Genomic DNA, 17,692 nt, shown 5'->3' on the forward strand with positions numbered 1-17,692 from the left:
AGGCCACTCAGGCCGGTGGCGTTTGTGCGTCGGCAGCATCGGGTGCTGCCACGGCGTTGTCTGCGTCGTCTGCAGCGTCCGGATCGGACCCGTCTTCAGGCAAGAGGCCTGATTTGCGGTCGGACTTGGCTTTGAGCTTGTCTTCTTTTTTGCGTTTTTTGGCCAGTTCTTTCTGGCGCTTTTCGAATCCGTAGTTGGGTGTGGCCAAGATGGCTCCTTTAATTTGAGCTGCCCAATGTAACAGCTTCCGAAGCGCTTTCTTCCCACTCGACGCTGCCACGGTAAGCATGCCAGCTGGCATGACCCAGCCATGGCCCCACCACGATGATGCCCAAGGCCCATGGCCACAGGGCTGCCAGCACCAGCACGCTGAGCAACAAGCCCCACAAGAGCATCACACCAGGATTGGAAAAAACCACCCGCATGCTGGTGATCACCGCCGAAATCGCATCGGTGTCGCGGTCCAAAATCATGGGAATGGACACGACAGACAGCCCATAGACCAAAGCAGCAAACACACCGCCCACGCCCAGATAGACCAACAAGAACTCGATGTTTTGCGGGTTGAAAACCGCCTCGATCACACCCGTGGTCGACGGCATGCCGGTGTTGAAGAACACCGCAAACACCACCAACGACGCCCTGCCCCACAGCAGCTCCAACACCATGAGCACCAGAATCAGCATGGCCATGCTGCGAATGTGCCTGTCCCAACACATGAGTGATGTGGCCATGTCAGGCACTTCGCCGCGTTCCCTTTTGCGGCTGACTTCGTACAAGCCCATGGCCAAAAACGGGCCGACCAACAAACAGCCTGAGACCAGCGACAAGGTGTATTCGGGCTTGTGTTTGAACACCAAGGCCAACACCTGCGCCATGAACCAAAAGCACAGGCCATAAAACAGGGCAATACCGGGGTGACGCGTCAGGTCTTGCCAGCCCCGCAACAGCCATCGGAAGGGGTCCGAAAAACCCAAAGGCCGCATGCGCGATTGCGGGCCTTCGGGAGCCGGTGGCACATACGGTGCGGCCATGGTGGGCAAATCAGCGCTTTCGGTTGCGGCTGGGGCAATGGACTTGGCGTCAGCGGTCATGGCAATCAGGTCTTCGGTGAAATGCCCAGATTACCCCCGCCGTTGCCCCCTGAACAGTCAGGAAAATACCAATCCGGTCCACAAAGAACCGGTATCGAGGCTGTTTTCAGCTGATCCACGGCAAATGGGCTTGCGTGGCTTGAATCAGGTCATGCATCAGGTCTTCGGCAGACTCCAAGCCTGTCGAAAAACGCACCAGCGTGCCGCGCTTCAAGTGCGCAGGCCAGCCCTGGCGCATCGAGCCCAGCTCATAAGGCACGACCAGGCTGACCGGGCCACCCCAGCTGTAGCCAATCTTGAAGAGTTTCAGGTTGTCGCAAAACGCGTCCACCTGCGTCTGGCTGTAGCGTGGATCGATCATCACGCTGAACAAACCCGCCGCCAAGCCAGTGCCGGGCGTGCGTTCACACACCGCCTGCCAGTGCGCATGGCCCGGTGAACCATCGAAAGCCGGGTGAAGTAACTGCGCGCATTGCGGCTGAGCCTGCCACCAGGCGGCCAAGGCGCGTGCGGTCTGGTCGTGTGCCTTGTAACGCAAATCGATGCTGGGCAAGGAGCGCAGCACCGTTTCGGCATCGTTGGCCGCCACGCCCAAACCCAAACGCATGTGGCAGAGTTTGATTTTCAAATGCAGGGCCGGGTCCTGCGTGATGATGCTGCCCATCAGCACGTCGCCACCGCCGCTGGGGTATTTGGTGAGCGCATGGGCGCTGATGTCCACCGCCAGACTGCCGCGCTGGCCAGTGGCTGGCGCGTCACCCAGCAAATCGAAAGGCTTGAAGGCCAAGCCCGCGCCCCAGGTGTTGTCCAGTGCACACAAAACGCCTTGGGCCTGGCACAGGCGCACCATCTCGGGCAGATCCGGAAACTCCATGCTGACCGACCCGGGGGCCTCCAGCCACACCAGGCGGGTGCGCGGGCTGATCTTGCTGGCCAGGTCTTGCGGACTCATCGGGTCGTAAAACTGATGGCTGATGCCGTAATGGCGCAACTCGCCTTCGGCCAGCGCCTTGTTGGGGCCGTAGGCATTGTCGGGCAGCAGCACTTCATCGCCGCTGTGCAACACCGCCAAAGCCACGGTGGCCAAAGCGGCCAACCCACTGGGCACCAGCACGCACTGGGCACCGCCTTCGAGGGTGCACAAACGCTCTTCGAGCGTGTAGGTGGTGGGTGTGCCGTGCAGGCCGTAGGTGTAAGCCGATTTGTCTTTCCATTCGCGCTGGCGCATATCGGCCACGGTCGGAAAGTACACCGTTGACGCCTTGAACACCCCCTGTTGCGGGGCCTCAAAGCCGGCGGGCGGCGTATACAGATGGTGGATCAGGGCGGTGATGTCTCTTGGTGTTTTGCTCATGGCAACATCCTAATGCAAACGGCCTCCCGAAGGAGGCCGTTTGCAGGTCGAGAGAGGTCGTTTTAGACGGCGCTCAGACGCTCCACTTTTCGATCAGCTTCTCGGGTCGCATGTTGTCATACGGCTCGAAAGGCTGGTGAATCCAGGGGTTGGTCGGCAAGTCGTCCACCGAATAATCGGGCTTGAAAGTCGACACACCCTTGGTCCAGATCACGGCGGTGCGCAATTCGGTCACAGGTTTGTAGTTGTTCTTGAGCTGGTCCACCACCGCGCGCAGGGTGTGACCGGTGTCGGCCAGATCGTCGACCAACAGCACTTTGCCAGCGATCTCGCCTTTGGGGGTGGTGATGTAACGGGCGATGTCCAGGTGACCTTGCACGGTGCCGGCTTCGGCGCGGTAAGAGCTGGTGGACATGATGGCCAGGGGCTTGTCGAAAATGCGCGACAAGATGTCACCGGGGCGCATGCCGCCACGGGCCAGGCACAGAATGTTGTCGAATTCCCAGCCAGATTGGTGGATTTTGATGGCGAGTTTTTCGATGAGGTTGTGGTACTCGTCGTAGCTCACGTACAGGTGCTTGCCGTCTTCGGTCAACATGGGATAACTCCAGAAAAGTCAGGGATGAATGAGGTCAATGTTGGCGTGTTCAACCCGGTGCTCAGGCGGCAAAGGGGTTGTGCAACAAGATGGTGTGGTCGCGGTCAGGGCTGGTGGACACCACGTGCACGGGCACGCCCGTGACTTCGGCAATGCGCTCGAGGTAACGGCGGGCGGTGGCGGGCAGTTTGTCCATTTGGGTCACGCCCACGGTGGTTTCGGTCCATCCGGGAATGACTTCGTAAATCGGCTTGCAGCGGGCAATTTCGTCAGCGCCCATGGGCAGGATGTCGATGGTCTCGCCGTCCAGCTCATAGCCGGTGCACAGCAGCAACTCTTTGAGGCCATCCAGCACATCCAGCTTGGTGATGCACAAGCCCGACAGGCCGTTGACCTGCGCGCTGCGCTTGAGCAAAGCGGCATCAAACCAGCCGCAGCGCCGCGAACGGCCCGTGGTCACGCCTTTTTCGGCCCCCACAGTCGACATGTGGTAGCCGGGCGTGCCGGGCGTTTCCCAGTCGAGTTCGGTTGGGAATGGGCCGCCGCCCACGCGGGTGCAGTACGCCTTGGTGATGCCCAAAATGTAGTGCAGCATGCCGGGGCCGACGCCAGAACCGGCAGCGGCATTGCCCGCCACGCAGTTGCTCGATGTCACAAAGGGGTAAGTGCCGTGGTCCACGTCGAGCAAGGTGCCCTGCGCGCCTTCAAACAGCAAGTTGGCCCCGGCCTTGTGGGCGTCGTTCAGTTCGCGTGACACGTCGGCCACCATGGGCAGCAGCTCTTTGGCGTAGGCCATGGCTTCGTTGTAGGTCGCGTCAAAATCCACAGGCGCTGCGCCCAGGATGTTGACCAGAATTTCGTTGTGCAACGCCAGGTTGTCGCGCAACTTGGTGGCAAAACGCTCAGGGTATTTCAGGTCTTGCACGCGCAGCGCACGGCGGGCCACTTTGTCTTCGTAAGCGGGACCGATGCCACGGCCAGTGGTCCCGATCTTGGCGGTACCGGCTTTTTCCTTGGCGGCTTCGCGGCCCACATCCAGCGCCACGTGGTAGGGCAAGATCAGCGGGCAGGCTTCGCTCACACGCAGGCGTGAACGCACCTCGACACCGGCTTTTTCAAGACCGGCAATTTCTTCGAGCAATTTGGGCACCGACAAGACCACACCGTTGCCGATGTAGCACTTGACGCCTGCACGCATGATGCCGCTGGGAATCAGGTGCAAAGCGGTTTTGACACCGTTGATCACCAAGGTGTGACCCGCGTTGTGGCCTCCCTGGAAACGCACCACGCCTTGGGCGCTTTCGGTCAACCAGTCCACCAGTTTGCCTTTGCCTTCATCGCCCCATTGGGTACCGACGACGACCACGTTACGGCCTTGCTTCATGTTCATGCTTGAAATGTTCTTTCTCAAAGAGCCTGTACCAACCACTGCCCTGCCGCGTCAACCAGCTCGCGGTCGCAATGGAATTCATCAACTTCGCTTTCGTGTCCGGGCAAGACGCAAACCACGGTTTCGCCCTGGCTGCGCAAGGCGGCAATGGCAGAGCGCAAGCTGGCCGAGTTGCCCCAAGGGGCACGGATCGCTGCGCGCAGCGCCAAAGGTGTCACGGCCGACACCAATTCTTTCAAATCGAGGCTGAAACCCACAGCGGGGCGATCGCGGTCGATGCGGTGGCCAAACACAGCCCCCACACCGTCGTAGCGGCCACCCCGGGCCAGCGCATCGGCTGCGCCTTTGGCGTAGATGGCAAAGCGCATGCCGCTGTAATAGGCGTAGCCACGCGAATCACCCAAGTCAAAGCTGATGGCGGCACCCGAAATTTGGGCGGCCAGCCAGCGCAGCTGGCTCAGGGCTTCGGTGATGACAGGCGTCTGGGGCAGGCACTGGGCCGCCTTTTCCAGCACGCTGGCATCACCGTACAAATTGACCAAGGCGCGCAAACCATCGCGGTTGGCGGGTGCAAAGCCGGCTGTCAGACGGGCAATGGCGCTGCCATCTTTGGTGGCCAAGGCGGCGTGGATGTCGTGACGCAAAGCTTCAGAAATGTCCTCGGCCTGCAGCAGGCTGTTGACAATGCGGGCATCGGCCAAGTCCACCTGCAAGTCACCCACACGGGCGGCATGCAGGCTGTCCAGCGCCAACTGCAAAATTTCCAGGTCGGCCTCGGGGCCAGCGTGACCGTAAATTTCGGCCCCCAGCTGCAAGGGTTCACGGGTGGCGTGCGGACGTGCGGGACGGGTGTGCAGCACAGGGCCGCAATAGCAAAGACGCGTCAGGCCAGCGCGGCCCAGCAAATGCGCATCGATCCGGGCCACTTGGGGCGTGGTGTCGGCACGCAAACCCAAAGTGCGGCCAGACAGCTGGTCCACCAGTTTGAAGGTCTGCAAATCAAGCGCTTCGCCCGTGCCGGTGAGCAGGGACTCCAAATGCTCCAGCAGCGGCGGCATGACCAACTCGTAGCCATAGCCACGGGCGGTATCAAGCAGTTCGCGACGGAGTTCTTCGATGTGGCGTGCCTCGGAAGGCAAGACATCGGCAATGTGATCCGGAAGGACCCAAGCAGACATGTGAATGGAGGGGGACTGTTAAAAACGAGATTTTACCGGCTTGCAAGCCTGTTTCCGGGATTCGGTTCAGGAAACAAGCCAGAACAGCAGCAATCCCGAAATGACCATGAACATGCCGAAGAAGCGGATTTGCCCTTCTTCGAGTTTCAAAAGCTGCTCAAACAGACTGCGCCACCGGGATGGCGCGATCATGGGCATCAAGCCCTCCAGGATGAGCATCAGGCCCACCGCCAACAGGAGGGTTTCGAGCAAAACTTACTTTCGGGCAGGCGTGCTGCCCGCCGAACCGCGCATGCCTTTGAAAAACTCGGAGCTGCCCGGATCGAGCACCATCACATCGCTCTTGCTGTTGAAGCTGGACTTGTAGGCCTCCAGGCTGCGGTAAAACTGCGCAAACTGGGGATCACGGCCAAACGACTCGGCATACAGACGTGCCGCTTGCGCATCGCCCTGTCCTTTGATCTTCTGGGCTTCGCGGTAAGCATTGGCCACCGTCACCTCGCGTTGACGGTCGGCATCGGCGCGAATTTTTTCACCCTCTGCGCCACCGGTCGAACGCAATTCGTTGGCCACACGCTTACGCTCGGCCTCCATTCGGCGGTAAACCGATTCGGTGATGGTGTCCACATAGTCAGCTCGGGTGATGCGCACATCCACCACGTCAACGCCCCAAGGCTTGCTGCCCTTGACAACCAGCAACACAGCGGCCTTGACGTCGTCCATCAGCTCTTCACGCTTGAGGGACAAGAGCTCTTTCACGGTGCGCTTGTTGATTTCTTCCTGGAAGGCATTGCGCACCACACGGTTGAGCTGGCTGGTGCCTGCTTTTTCATCCAGACCCACGTTGCGGATGTAGGCTTGTGGATCGGCGATGCGCCAGCGCACATACCAGTCGATCACCACGCGCTGCTTTTCAGCCGTCAGCATGGGTTCGTTGTCAGGGCTGTCCAGCGTCAACAAGCGCTTGTCGATGTAATTGACGTTTTGCAACGGGGGCGGCAATTTGAAGTGCAAACCGGGCTCGGTGATGACTTCCTTGATTTGCCCCAAAGCGTAGACCACGCCAAATTGGCGCTGATCGACCACAAACACGGTCGAGCTGAACAGCACAAAGGCCAGCAGCAAAGTCGAAATCCACAATCCAATGCGATTCATTTTGTTTGTCCTTATCGTGGATCGCGGTCACGCGAACGCTGCAGGTCACGCGAACGGGTGTCCACGGCTCCGTTGGCAGTGGCGGCAGGCGTTGCTGCAGCAGCAGCTGGCACATCTGCGGCAGGTGGGGTCACGGCCGTGACCTGCTGCATGATTTTGTCGAGTGGCAAATAAAGCATGTTCGAGCCCTGCTTGCTGTCCACCAGCACCTTGGTCACATTGCTGTAAATCTGCTGCATGGTGTCGGTGTACATCCGGTCACGCATGACTTGCGGGGCCTTTTGATATTCAGGCAGGATGGTCTTGAAGCGCTGGGCATCGCCTTCGGCTTGCGCCACGATGCGTTCGCGGTAAGCGTCGGCCTCTTCTTTCAGGCGCGATGCCGCACCCACAGCGCGGGGCACCACGTCGTTGGCATAGGCTTGCGCTTCGTTTTTGGCACGCTCGCGCTCCTGGCCGGCTTTGAGCACATCGTCAAAAGCGGCTTGAACTTGCTCCGGAGGACGCACGCCGCCTTGTTGCAAGTTGATGCCCACCACCTCGATTCCCACTTTGTAGCGGTCCAGGATGGTTTGCATTTTTTCGCGCACGCGGGGGGCGATCTGGTCGCGCTCTTCGGCCAGAGCAGAATCCATCTTCATCTTGCCCACCACTTCACGCACAGCGGTCTCTGCCGACTGCACCACGGCTTCGGTGGGGTTGCGGCTTTCAAACAGGTACGCACGGGCATCGTTCAGGCGGTATTGCACGGCAAATTTGATCTCGACGATGTTCTCGTCTTCGGTCAGCATGGCCGACTCACGCAAGCCTGTGGCTTTGATGATGTTGTCGCGACCAATGTCCACCGAACGGATCTGGGTCACAAACACCAACTCGTGGCGCTGGATGGGGTAAGGCATGCGCCAGTTGAAACCGGCCCCCACGGTGGAGTGGTATTTGCCAAATTGGGTGATCACGGCTTGCTGACCTTCTTGCACGATGAAGAAGCCCGTGCCCAACCAGACCAGCAATGCCGCCGCCAAAATGACGCCCAAGCCCAGGTTCTTGAAGAAAGCGGGCATGCCAGGGCCACCCGAGCCACCGCCAGAACCTTGCGGGCCTTGAGGTCCACCTTTGCCACCGAACAGCTGGCCCAACTTGCGGTTGAAGTCACGCCACAGTTCATCCAGATCCGGAGGGCCACTTTGTTGTGGCTGCTGCCCACGGGGCGGCTGCCATGCGTCCGGTTTGGGCCCTGGGGGCGGCGGCGGCAAATCGCCTGACGCTTTGTTGCCCGAGTCAGGTGTTGATTTGTCATCGTCCCGACCCCAACGTGGGTCATTCAGATTGAACATGCCTCGGATCTTTGCCGGGAGCAAGGACCATCGCAGGGCTGGGAGTTGAAAATTCATGGTGAAGTGTCTTTGTCAGAATGACGAATCCGCATTGTGCCGAATTCGGTTGGCCTTCAATGCAGATCACCCGGATATTCCCGGGTCAAGTCACGGGGATCTGTGGGTTCTTGAACAACGGGGGGTAAGGCGGCCTTGACGATGTCGGACAAGGCCGAACGCAACAAGTCGAGCCCCTTGCCGGATTTGGCACTCAAAAATACGCGGGGCACGGCCACACCGTCTTGCTCGTACTGGTCCTGCATTTGCAAGGGATAGCGCTCTGGCTCTAGGGCATCCAGCTTGTTGAACACCAGCAATTGGGGCACGGTATCGGCACCAATCTCAGCCAGGACTTTTTGCACCTCGGCCATCTGCTCCGGGAAATCCGGGTTGGCCGCGTCCACCACATGCAGCAGCAAATCGGCTTCGGTCGCCTCTTGCAAGGTGGCCTGAAAAGCCTCCACCAAACCGTGCGGCAAATCACGGATAAAGCCCACCGTGTCGGACAAGGACACCGAACGGCCGGCCTCGCCCAAATAAAGCTGTCGCGTGGTGGTGTCCAAGGTGGCAAACAACTGGTCGGCGGCATAGGCCCGCGCTTTGACCAAGGCATTGAACAAAGTGGATTTGCCTGCGTTGGTGTAACCCACCAGCGAAATGTTGAAAGTGTCGCGCCGCTCGCGTTGGCGGCGCTGTGTGTTGCGCTGTTTTTTGACCTTGACCAAGCGCTCCTTGATGCGCTTGATCGAGTCGTTGATCATGCGGCGGTCCAGCTCGATCTGGGTCTCGCCCGGGCCACCGCGCATGCCGATGCCGCCGCTTTGCCGCTCCAGGTGCGACCAGCGGCGCACCAATCGGGTACTCAGGTATTGCTGACGGGCCAACTCGACTTGCAACTTGCCTTCGTGGCTGTGCGCGCGTTGGCCAAAGATTTCAAGGATCAGCAAGGTGCGGTCATTCACTGGCAAGCCAATGTGGCGCTCCAGATTTCGCTGCTGCGCCGGGCTCAGGGCCTGGTCAAACAAGACCTCGACAGCGCCATGCATCAAGGCCAATTCCTTGATTTCGTCGGCTTTTCCGCTGCCCACAAACAGCGCAGGATCCGGTGCTTTGCGCTTGCAGGTCAGGCGAGCGACGGGCTTGAGCCCGCCCGATTCGGCCAGCAGACCCAGCTCTTTCAGGTCGGCGTCGAAATGCGGTAGCCCAAAGTCAACGCCGACCAATAAGGTCGGCGCGGGCTGGTTGGAAGATGTTTCAGACAATGTCAGCAACCTCCGGCGGTGGGTTCAAACCGCCGGCCGAGCAAAAACCGCATCAAGCGGTGATTTCACCCGTTTCGGGTGTGCTGAAAGTCACAGAACGACCGGGAACGATGGTCGAAATGGCGTGCTTGTAGACCATTTGCGTCACGGTGTTGCGCAAGAGAACCACGTATTGGTCAAAAGATTCGATCTGACCTTGCAGCTTGATGCCGTTCACGAGGTAAATCGAGACAGGCACGTGCTCGCGGCGCAGTGCGTTCAAGAAGGGGTCTTGCAAAAGTTGACCTTTGTTGCTCACGATATTCTCCGTGTTCAGAAGTTTTGAAGCCATGACCTTACCACAGGGCCAACAGCTGATTGAGAGAAAAACGCTATTTCCTCAAATCTCAACTGGATTCCTTGTCGGCAAACGGGTTGGTAGATGTCTTCATCTCGATGCGCAAAGGCGTGCCCGACAAATTGAAGGCTTTGCGGAAGCGTCCTTCCAGAAAACGCTTGTACGTGTCGGTCACATGTTCGAGCGAGTTGCCATGGATCACGATCACCGGCGGGTTCATGCCACCCTGGTGGGCGTAGCGCAACTTGGGGCGGAACATGCCGCCGCGCTGCGGACTTTGAAACTGCACGGCCTCCAGCAGCAGGCGGGTCAAAATCGGCGTGCTCATCTTGCACATGGCCGATTTGTGCGCCTGGATGATCGACGCCCAGACCGGGCCCAATCCCTGGCGTTTTTTGGCCGAGATGAAGTGCATGTTGGCAAAGCTCAAAAACGGCAGGCGGTTTTCAATCGAGCGCTGCACCAACTGGCGCTGGTATTCATCGATCGCATCCCACTTGTTGACAGCCAGCACCATGGCGCGGCCACTTTCAAGGGCGTAGCCTGCAATGTGCGCATCTTGGTCGGTCACGCCCTGCTCGGCGTCGAGCAAGAGCAAAACCACGTTGGCTGACTCGATGGCTTGCAGGGTTTTGACGACCGAAAACTTTTCGATGGCTTCAAACACCTTGCCTTTGCGGCGCAAACCGGCGGTGTCGATCAGCTCGAATTTTTGGCCTTGGCGCTCGAACGGCACCGAAATCGCGTCGCGCGTGGTGCCCGGCATGTCAAAAGCCACCAGACGCTCTTCACCGAGCCAAGTGTTGATCAGGGTCGACTTGCCCACGTTGGGACGTCCTGCCACGGCCAGCTTGATGACCGAGGGATCTTCTTCGGTTTCTTCGGGCTCATCGGGCAAATTGAGCAACTCAAAGGCCAACTCGACCAGACCACGTGTGCCCTGGCCGTGCGCAGCCGAGATGGCGATCACCTCACCCAGACCCAGTTCATAGAACTCGGTCAGCTGGATGCCTTCCAGCATGCCCTCAGCCTTGTTGGCGACCAAGAGGCAAGGTTTGCCGATCTTTCGCAGGTATTTGGCGATGTCGTGGTCTTGTGCGGACAAACCGCCGCGGGCATCGACCACAAAAATGACCACATCGGCCTCAGCCACAGCTTGCTGCGTTTGCTTGGCCATCTCTTTGTAAATGCCGCTGCTGGCGTCGGGCTCAAAACCACCCGTGTCGATCACAATGAATTCTTGACGACCTTGTTTGCCATTGCCGTAATGGCGGTCACGGGTCAGACCCGCAAAGTCGGCCACGATGGCATCCCGGCTCTTGGTGAGTCGGTTGAACAGCGTGGATTTGCCCACATTGGGGCGGCCAACGAGGGCCAGTACAGGTTTCACTTAAAAATTTTCCGATCCATCATTCAGGGCGAAATCCGAAGACGCCCCCGGTGCGTGTCACCACCACCAAAGTTTGGCCAGCGGCCACGGGTTTGCCCACCACGGCGCTGCCATCTGTGCTCAAGCGTTGCAACGCTTGGCCATCCTGACGCGCCAAAAAGTGAACCAAGCCCTTGTCATCTCCCAGCACCACCGAGCGCCCCAGCACCAAGGGCGCACTCAGGCCCCGAAAGCGCAAAGCGTCTTGCGTCCAGGCGGGCTGACCGCCCTGCCGCTGCCAAGCCACGACCTTGCTGTCGGACTCAGCGCCAAAAACCAGATTTTCGTCACCATCCAAACCTTCGTGGCCTTGCGCTGGGCGTGTCCACAAAGTGGTGCCACGGTTGGCATCCACGCACGACACAGCCGACTGGAATGCGCGCACGCACACCGCATTGCCCTGACGGCTGGCCCCTGCGACCAAGTCCACCATACGCTCAACTTCGTTGGTGCCCCGCGACGAACCGATCAGGGTTTCCCAGCGCACAGCGCCTGTGCTCGGGTTGAGGGAAGCCAGACGCCCACCCCAGCCCGCCAGCAAGGTGTCGCCAAACGGGATCAGCAAACCAGCCTGCTGCAACACCAGCGGATCGCCCGTGCGCTGCTGGGTCCAGAGCTTTTGTCCGGAAGCACCATCGAGCGCTGTGACAGCACGGTCAGCGGTCAACACAAAAACGCGGGCACCGGCCACCAAAGGCGCGGTGTAAGACAAGGCGGGCAAGCGGTAGCGCCAAACCACTTTGCCCGCTTCGATGGCCACCACTTCATTGGTTTGCGTGATCACGGCAAAACGCTGACCGTCACCGCTCACACCCGCCTGAATGGGCGTATTGAGGTTGAGACGCCAAACATCCTGACCTGTGCCCGCATTGATCAAGGCCACTTGGCCTTGTGTGGAGGCCACAGCGACTTGATCGCCATGAACCGAAGCAAACAAAGGGGTCGTGACAGCGCCAATGCTGTTGGACCAGATTTTTTGGACCGCCAACTGCCCCGACACAGCGGGCAATGCCGCTGGCTGTGGTTTTTCAGGTGCGCTGGAACAGGCAGAAATGGCAATCGCCAAAGCGCCCAGCAAAGACACGCGAATCCAGGTGTTCGAAAAAACAGTCATCACTTTTGGGTCTCCGAAACAACAGCCGTGTCAGGCTCGACGCCCAAGGCATTGAGTTTGGCTTGCACCAAACGACGATAGTCAGGGGTTTCCACCAGTTTTTGCCAAGCTTGCTGGTAAGCCGCAATGGCTTCAGCTGTTTGCCCCCTGGCTTGCAAAACATCCCCACGCAAATCCGCAGCCAAGCCGACCATGGCCGGTGTGAACTCTTGGGTCAATTGTTTCAAGGCATCGTCGTAAGCCTTGGCATCCAGCTGCAAAGCGGCCAAACGCAAACGGGCGATGTCACGGTAAGCCTTGTCAGAGGCCCCGTTGGCAACCCAGCTCAATGCCTCACGGGCCGCATCGGATTTGCCTTGGGCTTGCAGTGTTTTGGCGGCCAACAAAGCCGATTGCTGGGCAAACTGCGTTGCGCCAAACTTGTCTTTCATGTCGGCCAGACTGCGCTTCACGCGAGCGACATCACCCGACGCAGCGGCGCGCTCGACTTCGTCGTAAAGTGCCGCAGCCTTGGTGGCCTGCGTCCGTTCCCAATATTGGTAACCGTTCCAGGCTGCATAGCTGCCCAAAATCGCGATCAACAACCAGGAGATCAGGTTGCCATAGGTCTTCCAGAAATGCTTGATCTGGTCGAGTTGTTCTTGTTCTTCGAGGTCGAGTGGGGTGGCCATGGTGTTTTTAAATGCAATGAACGCGTCAAGTGTTGGATTGTAGGCTGTGGGCCCATTCGGCCACCTGCGCCAAAGGCTCGGTGCGCTGGGCACCTGCGCCATCGCGCAGCGATTTGACTGCGACCAGGCCCTGGGCCAGTTCTTCTGCGCCAAAAACCAGCGCATAACGGGCACCCGAGCCATCGGCTTTTTTGAACTGGGACTTCATGCTGCCCATGCCGTCGCCCCCCGCCCCGCTTGCACCCGCGTGCATCTGGGCCGACACGCCCTGCGCGCGCAAAGCTTGCAGCACCTGCATCGCCACCGGCAAGGCGGCGGTCTCCGGGATGATGGCGTAGACATCGGGGGCCAGATCGGGCAAAGCCTCGCCTTGCTCTTTGATGAGTTCGAGCACGCGCTCGACCCCCAGCGCCCAGCCCACCGCAGGCGACGGCTTGCCACCAACTTGCTCTATCAGGTAATCGTAGCGACCACCGCCACAGATCGTGCCTTGCGAGCCCAAACTGGTGGTGATGAACTCGAACACCGTGAGGTTGTAGTAGTCCATGCCGCGCACCAGGCGCGGGTTGATGCTGTAGGCCACGCCATTGGCATCCAGAATGGCTTTGACCGCGTTGAAGTGGGCCAAAGAGGCTTCACCCAAAAAGTCGAGCAGACGCGGTGCCGACTCGACCACGCTTTGCATGGCCGGGTTCTTGGTGTCCAGAATGCGCAGCGGGTTGCTGTGCAGGCGGCGCTTGGCCTCTTCGTCGAGCACATCGCTGTGTTTTTCGAGGTGAGCAATCAGTGCGGCGCGGTGGGCTTGGCGCTCTGCAGGCTGACCGAGGCTGTTGAGTTCCAGGCGAACATCTTTCAGGCCCAGCACTTTCCAGAGGTCGTTGGCCAGCAAGATGAGTTCGGCGTCGACCTCAGCACCGCCAAAACCCAGCACTTCGGCACCGATCTGGTGAAACTGGCGGTAGCGGCCGCGTTGGGGGCGCTCATGGCGGAACATGGGGCCCATGTAATACAGGCGTTTGCCGCCTTCGTAGAGCAAGTTGTGCTCGACCACGGCGCGCACCAAACCGGCCGTGCCTTCAGGGCGCAGGGTCAATTGCTCGCCGTTCAGGCGGTCTTCAAAGGAGTACATCTCCTTTTCGACGATGTCGGTCACCTCGCCCAGACCGCGCACAAACAGTGCCGTGGGCTCGACGATGGGCAGGCGCACATTGCGATAGGCATAGCGGGCCATCAGGCCGCGTACTTGCGCTTCCAGCCATTCCCAGCGCGCCGAGTCGGGCGGCAGGATGTCGTTCATGCCCTTGACGCCCACCAGCTTCTGGGCTTTGGCCGCCTTGGGCGCTTGTTCTTTTTGAGGCTCGCTCATTTTTTCTCAGCAGATCCTGAACCAAAACGGTTCTCAATGTAGTTTTCAACCAGCACCTGAAACTCTTGCGCAATGCCCTCGCCGCGCAACGTCAGGCGCTTTTCGCCATCGATGAACACGGGGGCAGCAGGCGCTTCACCCGTGCCGGGCAAGCTGATGCCGATGTCGGCGTGCTTGCTTTCACCAGGGCCATTCACGATGCAGCCCATGACCGCCACCTTGAGGTTTTCCACCCCGGGGTAGCGCACACGCCAGACGGGCATCTGGGCGCGCAAAAAGTCGTCGATTTGCTTGGCCAGCTCCTGGAAAGTGCTGCTGGTGGTGCGGCCGCAGCCGGGGCAGGCCGTCACGCTGGGCACAAAAATGCGCAAACCCAGCGACTGCAAAATCTCAGACGCGATCACCACCTCTTGCGTGCGGGCTTCGCCCGGCTGGGGCGTGAGCGAGACACGAATCGTGTCGCCAATGCCCTCTTGCAACAGCACCGACAATGCCGCAGCCGAGGCCACCGTGCCCTTGGTGCCCATGCCCGCTTCGGTCAGCCCCAGGTGCAGTGGGTAATCGCAGTGGCGGCCCAACTCGCGGTAAACCGAAATCAGATCCTGCACACCCGAGACTTTGCAGGACAAGGCAATTTGCGCCCCGTTCATGCCCATAGCCTCAGCACGCTGCGCAGACGAGATGGCCGAGGTGATCAGCGCCTCGTACATGACCTGGCGTGCTTCCCAGGGCTGGGCGCGCTGGCTGTTGGCATCCATCAGCTCGGCCAGCAATTCCTGGTCGAGGCTGCCCCAGTTCACGCCGATGCGGATGGCTTTGTCAAAACGCATGGCCGCTTCGATCATCTGACCGAACTGCACATCGCGCTTGTCGCCTTTGCCCACGTTGCCGGGGTTGATGCGGTATTTGGACAGCGCCTCGGCGCAAGCCGGGTAATCGGTCAGCAGGCGGTGTCCGTTGTAATGGAAGTCACCGATCAGCGGCACATCGATGCCCATTTTGTCGAGCTGATCGCGGATGTGCGGCACGGCCTCGGCGGCTTCGGGGGTGTTCACGGTGATGCGCACCATCTCGGAGCCGGCAATCGCCAGCTCCTTGACCTGGATAGCGGTGCCGATCACATCCACCGTGTCGGTGTTGGTCATGGACTGCACGCGCACGGGTGCGCCGCCGCCCACAGTCACCACACGCGAACCCCAGACCACTTTGGACTGGCGGCTCGTGCGCTGTGCGGGCACAGCGATGGCAATGGCCTTGGGCGAGTTCATGGCTGCACCTCGAAACGTGCCACGTTGACCTTGGTATGGGGCTTGAGATCGAAGGCCTGGCCTTTGAAAGTAACCTGAATGGCCTCTGCTCGGCCAATCACCACATTCACGGCTTGCGGTGTGGGCAAGCGATTCGTTTCACCCGCTTTCAAAACGCCATTCCAGACCACTTGGTTTTTGGCATCGCGGACTTCGATCCAGCTGCTTTCTGTGGCGGTGAATTGCAATTGCGGCACGGGCCCACTGGCAGCGGGCGGTGGCGACTTCGGCGCGGCGTTGGCTGCCGCTGGCAGGTTTTGAATGGCCACAGACGTTTCGAGAACCGTCGTCACCGATGGCGACGATGCAGGTGCTGTCACCACGGTGGGCACCACAGAAACAGCCCCCAAGGGCGCGGCATCTGCCGCAGAAGTCGAGGCTTGAGCGTCGGGCTCGGAGGTGACCGTTCGCACCTCGGGGGCCGATGCGGTGAATTGAGCAGATACCTGATCCAGCCAGGCCCACTGCGCAGGACTTGGCAACCAGATCAAGGCCGCAATCATGACCAACATGCTGGCAGCTGCCCAACCGGCACGCGCTGGAATACGCGGCGATGGGCCACGCATACGACCAAAATCAGTGGGGCGCACATAAGCTTGACGCACAGCGCCATGCGGCTCCAGATAGGTGCCACCATGGGGCAACAAAGCCAAAACAGGTGCAGGGTCGATGCGCAGTTGCCGACAAACACTGGAAGCCAAGCCGCGGACAAACACCGGACTCTGGTCAAGCTGGTATTGATCCGCCTCCAAAGCCTCCAGTTGACGAACCGGGATCTTCAGGTTCACGGACAAAACGGCCAAATGCACGCCGGCTCGAAGGCGCGCAGCTTTGAGCCATTGCCCAGCCGTTTTTGCAGCATCCGGGGTGCTGTCGGGCGTGACCAAAACTTCATCCTGCGTTGGGTTTTCAGACATCACCAGGCTCCTGGGGTTGAACAGAAGAAACAGGCACCAACTGGATGGTGCGTTGTTGTGCCATGCGACTTTGCACTTGTGTGCGGTCTTTGACATCGCCCGCCAATTGCCCGCAAGCGGCGTCAATGTCATCGCCCCGGGTTTTGCGCACCGTGGTCACCAAACCCGCGTCCTGCAGTTGTTTGGCAAAGGCTTGCACACGGGCTTGCGACGAACGCAACAGGCCCGAAGCAGGGAAAGGATTGAAAGGAATCAAATTGAACTTGCAGCGCAGGCCCTGTTTGGCGTGTTTTTGCACCAGATCGATCAGTTGATGCGCGTGCTCTGCCTGGTCATTCACACCATCGAGCATGCAATATTCAAAGGTGATGAAATCACGCGGCGCATGGGCCAAATAGCCAATGCAAGCCTGCATCAGTTCATCCAGTGGGTATTTGCGGTTCAGCGGCACCAGGTTGTCACGCAGCGCGTCGTTGGGCGCATGCAGCGACACCGCCAGCGCCACAGGGCAATCGGCCGACAAACGTTCGATCATCGGCACCACACCCGATGTGGACACGGTCACCCGGCGACGAGACAGGCCGTAGCCATGGTCGTCGAGCATGGCGCGCAAAGCAGGTACCAAAGCCGAGTAGTTTTGCAAGGGCTCGCCCATGCCCATCATCACCACATTGGAGATGACGCGCTCTTCGGTCTTGAGGTGCTTGCGCAAAAAGTGTTCGGCAAACCACAGTTGGGCGAGGATTTCGCCTGTGGTCAGGTTGCGGCTGAAGCCTTGGTGGCCTGTGGAGCAAAAACGGCAGCCCACGGCGCAACCGGCCTGGGAAGAAATGCACAAGGTGCCCCGATCGTCTTCGGGAATGAACACCGATTCGATGGCATTGCCATCGCCGACATCGAACAGCCACTTGATGGTGCCATCGGTCGACATGTGTTGACTGATCACGGGCAGCGCCGAAACGTGCGCGTGAGATGTGAGTTTTTGACGCAAAGACTTGGCCAAATCACTCATCTGATCGAAATCAGAAGCGCCCCGCTGGTGAATCCAGCGGAACAACTGGGTGGCCCGAAAGCGCTTTTCGCCCAGCCCCTCACAAAAAACGGCCAGACCTTCCAGGTCGAATTCGAGAAGGTTGGCCGTCATGGG

The 17,692-nt window shown here is 59.7% G+C and carries 18 protein-coding genes; all 18 read right to left on the reverse strand.

Annotation, left to right across the window (positions count from 1 at the left end; all coding sequences use genetic code 11):
- Nucleotides 1-7: 7 nt before the first annotated feature.
- A complete protein-coding gene (locus tag B9Z33_RS10705; RefSeq protein WP_108286952.1) occupies nucleotides 8-208 on the reverse strand; it encodes a hypothetical protein in 201 nt (66 codons plus the stop codon).
- A gap of 10 nt (nucleotides 209-218) precedes the next feature.
- On the reverse strand, nucleotides 219-1,094 hold the full coding sequence (locus B9Z33_RS10710) for a DUF2189 domain-containing protein (RefSeq protein WP_369916732.1): 876 nt from the start codon (nucleotides 1,092-1,094) through the stop codon (nucleotides 219-221).
- Nucleotides 1,095-1,200: 106 nt separating this feature from the next.
- Complete coding sequence (locus tag B9Z33_RS10715) at nucleotides 1,201-2,448, reverse strand: PLP-dependent transferase (RefSeq protein WP_108286953.1); 1,248 nt, start codon at nucleotides 2,446-2,448, stop codon at nucleotides 1,201-1,203.
- Nucleotides 2,449-2,521: 73 nt separating this feature from the next.
- Nucleotides 2,522-3,046, reverse strand: coding sequence for a phosphoribosyltransferase (locus tag B9Z33_RS10720; RefSeq protein ID WP_108286954.1), 525 nt, complete (start codon nucleotides 3,044-3,046; stop codon nucleotides 2,522-2,524).
- Between the two features lie 61 nt (nucleotides 3,047-3,107).
- Entirely contained in the window at nucleotides 3,108-4,436 is a 1,329-nt protein-coding gene (locus B9Z33_RS10725; RefSeq protein WP_108286955.1) for an adenylosuccinate synthase, read from the reverse strand.
- 17 nt (nucleotides 4,437-4,453) lie between these two features.
- Complete coding sequence (locus B9Z33_RS10730; protein ID WP_108286956.1) at nucleotides 4,454-5,614, reverse strand: ATP phosphoribosyltransferase regulatory subunit; 1,161 nt, start codon at nucleotides 5,612-5,614, stop codon at nucleotides 4,454-4,456.
- Between the two features lie 66 nt (nucleotides 5,615-5,680).
- The gene (locus B9Z33_RS10735) at nucleotides 5,681-5,866 is read right to left on the reverse strand and encodes a DUF2065 domain-containing protein (protein WP_108286957.1); all 186 of its coding nucleotides are present in this window, start codon (nucleotides 5,864-5,866) and stop codon (nucleotides 5,681-5,683) included.
- A gap of 3 nt (nucleotides 5,867-5,869) precedes the next feature.
- The gene (hflC, locus tag B9Z33_RS10740; RefSeq protein WP_108286958.1) at nucleotides 5,870-6,769 is read right to left on the reverse strand and encodes a protease modulator HflC; all 900 of its coding nucleotides are present in this window, start codon (nucleotides 6,767-6,769) and stop codon (nucleotides 5,870-5,872) included.
- Between the two features lie 11 nt (nucleotides 6,770-6,780).
- Nucleotides 6,781-8,160: an FtsH protease activity modulator HflK gene (gene hflK, locus B9Z33_RS10745; protein WP_108286959.1), complete on the reverse strand. Its 1,380-nt coding sequence runs from the start codon at nucleotides 8,158-8,160 to the stop codon at nucleotides 6,781-6,783.
- Between the two features lie 56 nt (nucleotides 8,161-8,216).
- Nucleotides 8,217-9,404, reverse strand: coding sequence for a GTPase HflX (gene hflX, locus B9Z33_RS10750; protein ID WP_108287109.1), 1,188 nt, complete (start codon nucleotides 9,402-9,404; stop codon nucleotides 8,217-8,219).
- Nucleotides 9,405-9,456: 52 nt separating this feature from the next.
- Complete coding sequence (gene hfq, locus B9Z33_RS10755) at nucleotides 9,457-9,720, reverse strand: RNA chaperone Hfq (protein WP_082431612.1); 264 nt, start codon at nucleotides 9,718-9,720, stop codon at nucleotides 9,457-9,459.
- 70 nt (nucleotides 9,721-9,790) lie between these two features.
- Nucleotides 9,791-11,131 carry a ribosome biogenesis GTPase Der gene (gene der / locus B9Z33_RS10760; protein ID WP_108286960.1) on the reverse strand — a complete coding sequence of 447 codons (1,341 nt, stop codon included), beginning with the start codon at nucleotides 11,129-11,131 and terminating at the stop codon, nucleotides 9,791-9,793.
- Nucleotides 11,132-11,150: 19 nt separating this feature from the next.
- The gene (bamB, locus tag B9Z33_RS10765; RefSeq protein ID WP_108286961.1) at nucleotides 11,151-12,284 is read right to left on the reverse strand and encodes an outer membrane protein assembly factor BamB; all 1,134 of its coding nucleotides are present in this window, start codon (nucleotides 12,282-12,284) and stop codon (nucleotides 11,151-11,153) included.
- Complete coding sequence (locus B9Z33_RS10770; protein WP_108286962.1) at nucleotides 12,284-12,955, reverse strand: tetratricopeptide repeat protein; 672 nt, start codon at nucleotides 12,953-12,955, stop codon at nucleotides 12,284-12,286. The genes bamB and B9Z33_RS10770 overlap by 1 nt, the downstream gene beginning before the upstream one ends.
- A 25-nt stretch (nucleotides 12,956-12,980) precedes the next feature.
- Nucleotides 12,981-14,321, reverse strand: coding sequence for a histidine--tRNA ligase (gene hisS, locus B9Z33_RS10775; protein WP_108286963.1), 1,341 nt, complete (start codon nucleotides 14,319-14,321; stop codon nucleotides 12,981-12,983).
- The gene (gene ispG / locus B9Z33_RS10780) at nucleotides 14,318-15,589 is read right to left on the reverse strand and encodes a flavodoxin-dependent (E)-4-hydroxy-3-methylbut-2-enyl-diphosphate synthase (protein WP_108286964.1); all 1,272 of its coding nucleotides are present in this window, start codon (nucleotides 15,587-15,589) and stop codon (nucleotides 14,318-14,320) included. The genes hisS and ispG overlap by 4 nt, the downstream gene beginning before the upstream one ends.
- Nucleotides 15,586-16,545: a helix-turn-helix domain-containing protein gene (locus B9Z33_RS10785; RefSeq protein ID WP_158270208.1), complete on the reverse strand. Its 960-nt coding sequence runs from the start codon at nucleotides 16,543-16,545 to the stop codon at nucleotides 15,586-15,588. The genes ispG and B9Z33_RS10785 overlap by 4 nt, the downstream gene beginning before the upstream one ends.
- Complete coding sequence (gene rlmN / locus B9Z33_RS10790; RefSeq protein ID WP_108286966.1) at nucleotides 16,538-17,689, reverse strand: 23S rRNA (adenine(2503)-C(2))-methyltransferase RlmN; 1,152 nt, start codon at nucleotides 17,687-17,689, stop codon at nucleotides 16,538-16,540. Before rlmN ends, B9Z33_RS10785 begins: the two co-directional genes overlap by 8 nt.
- Nucleotides 17,690-17,692 lie beyond the last annotated feature (3 nt).

The organism is Limnohabitans sp. T6-20 (genome assembly GCF_003063505.1).
In the GTDB taxonomy this organism is placed as follows: domain Bacteria; phylum Pseudomonadota; class Gammaproteobacteria; order Burkholderiales; family Burkholderiaceae_C; genus Limnohabitans_A.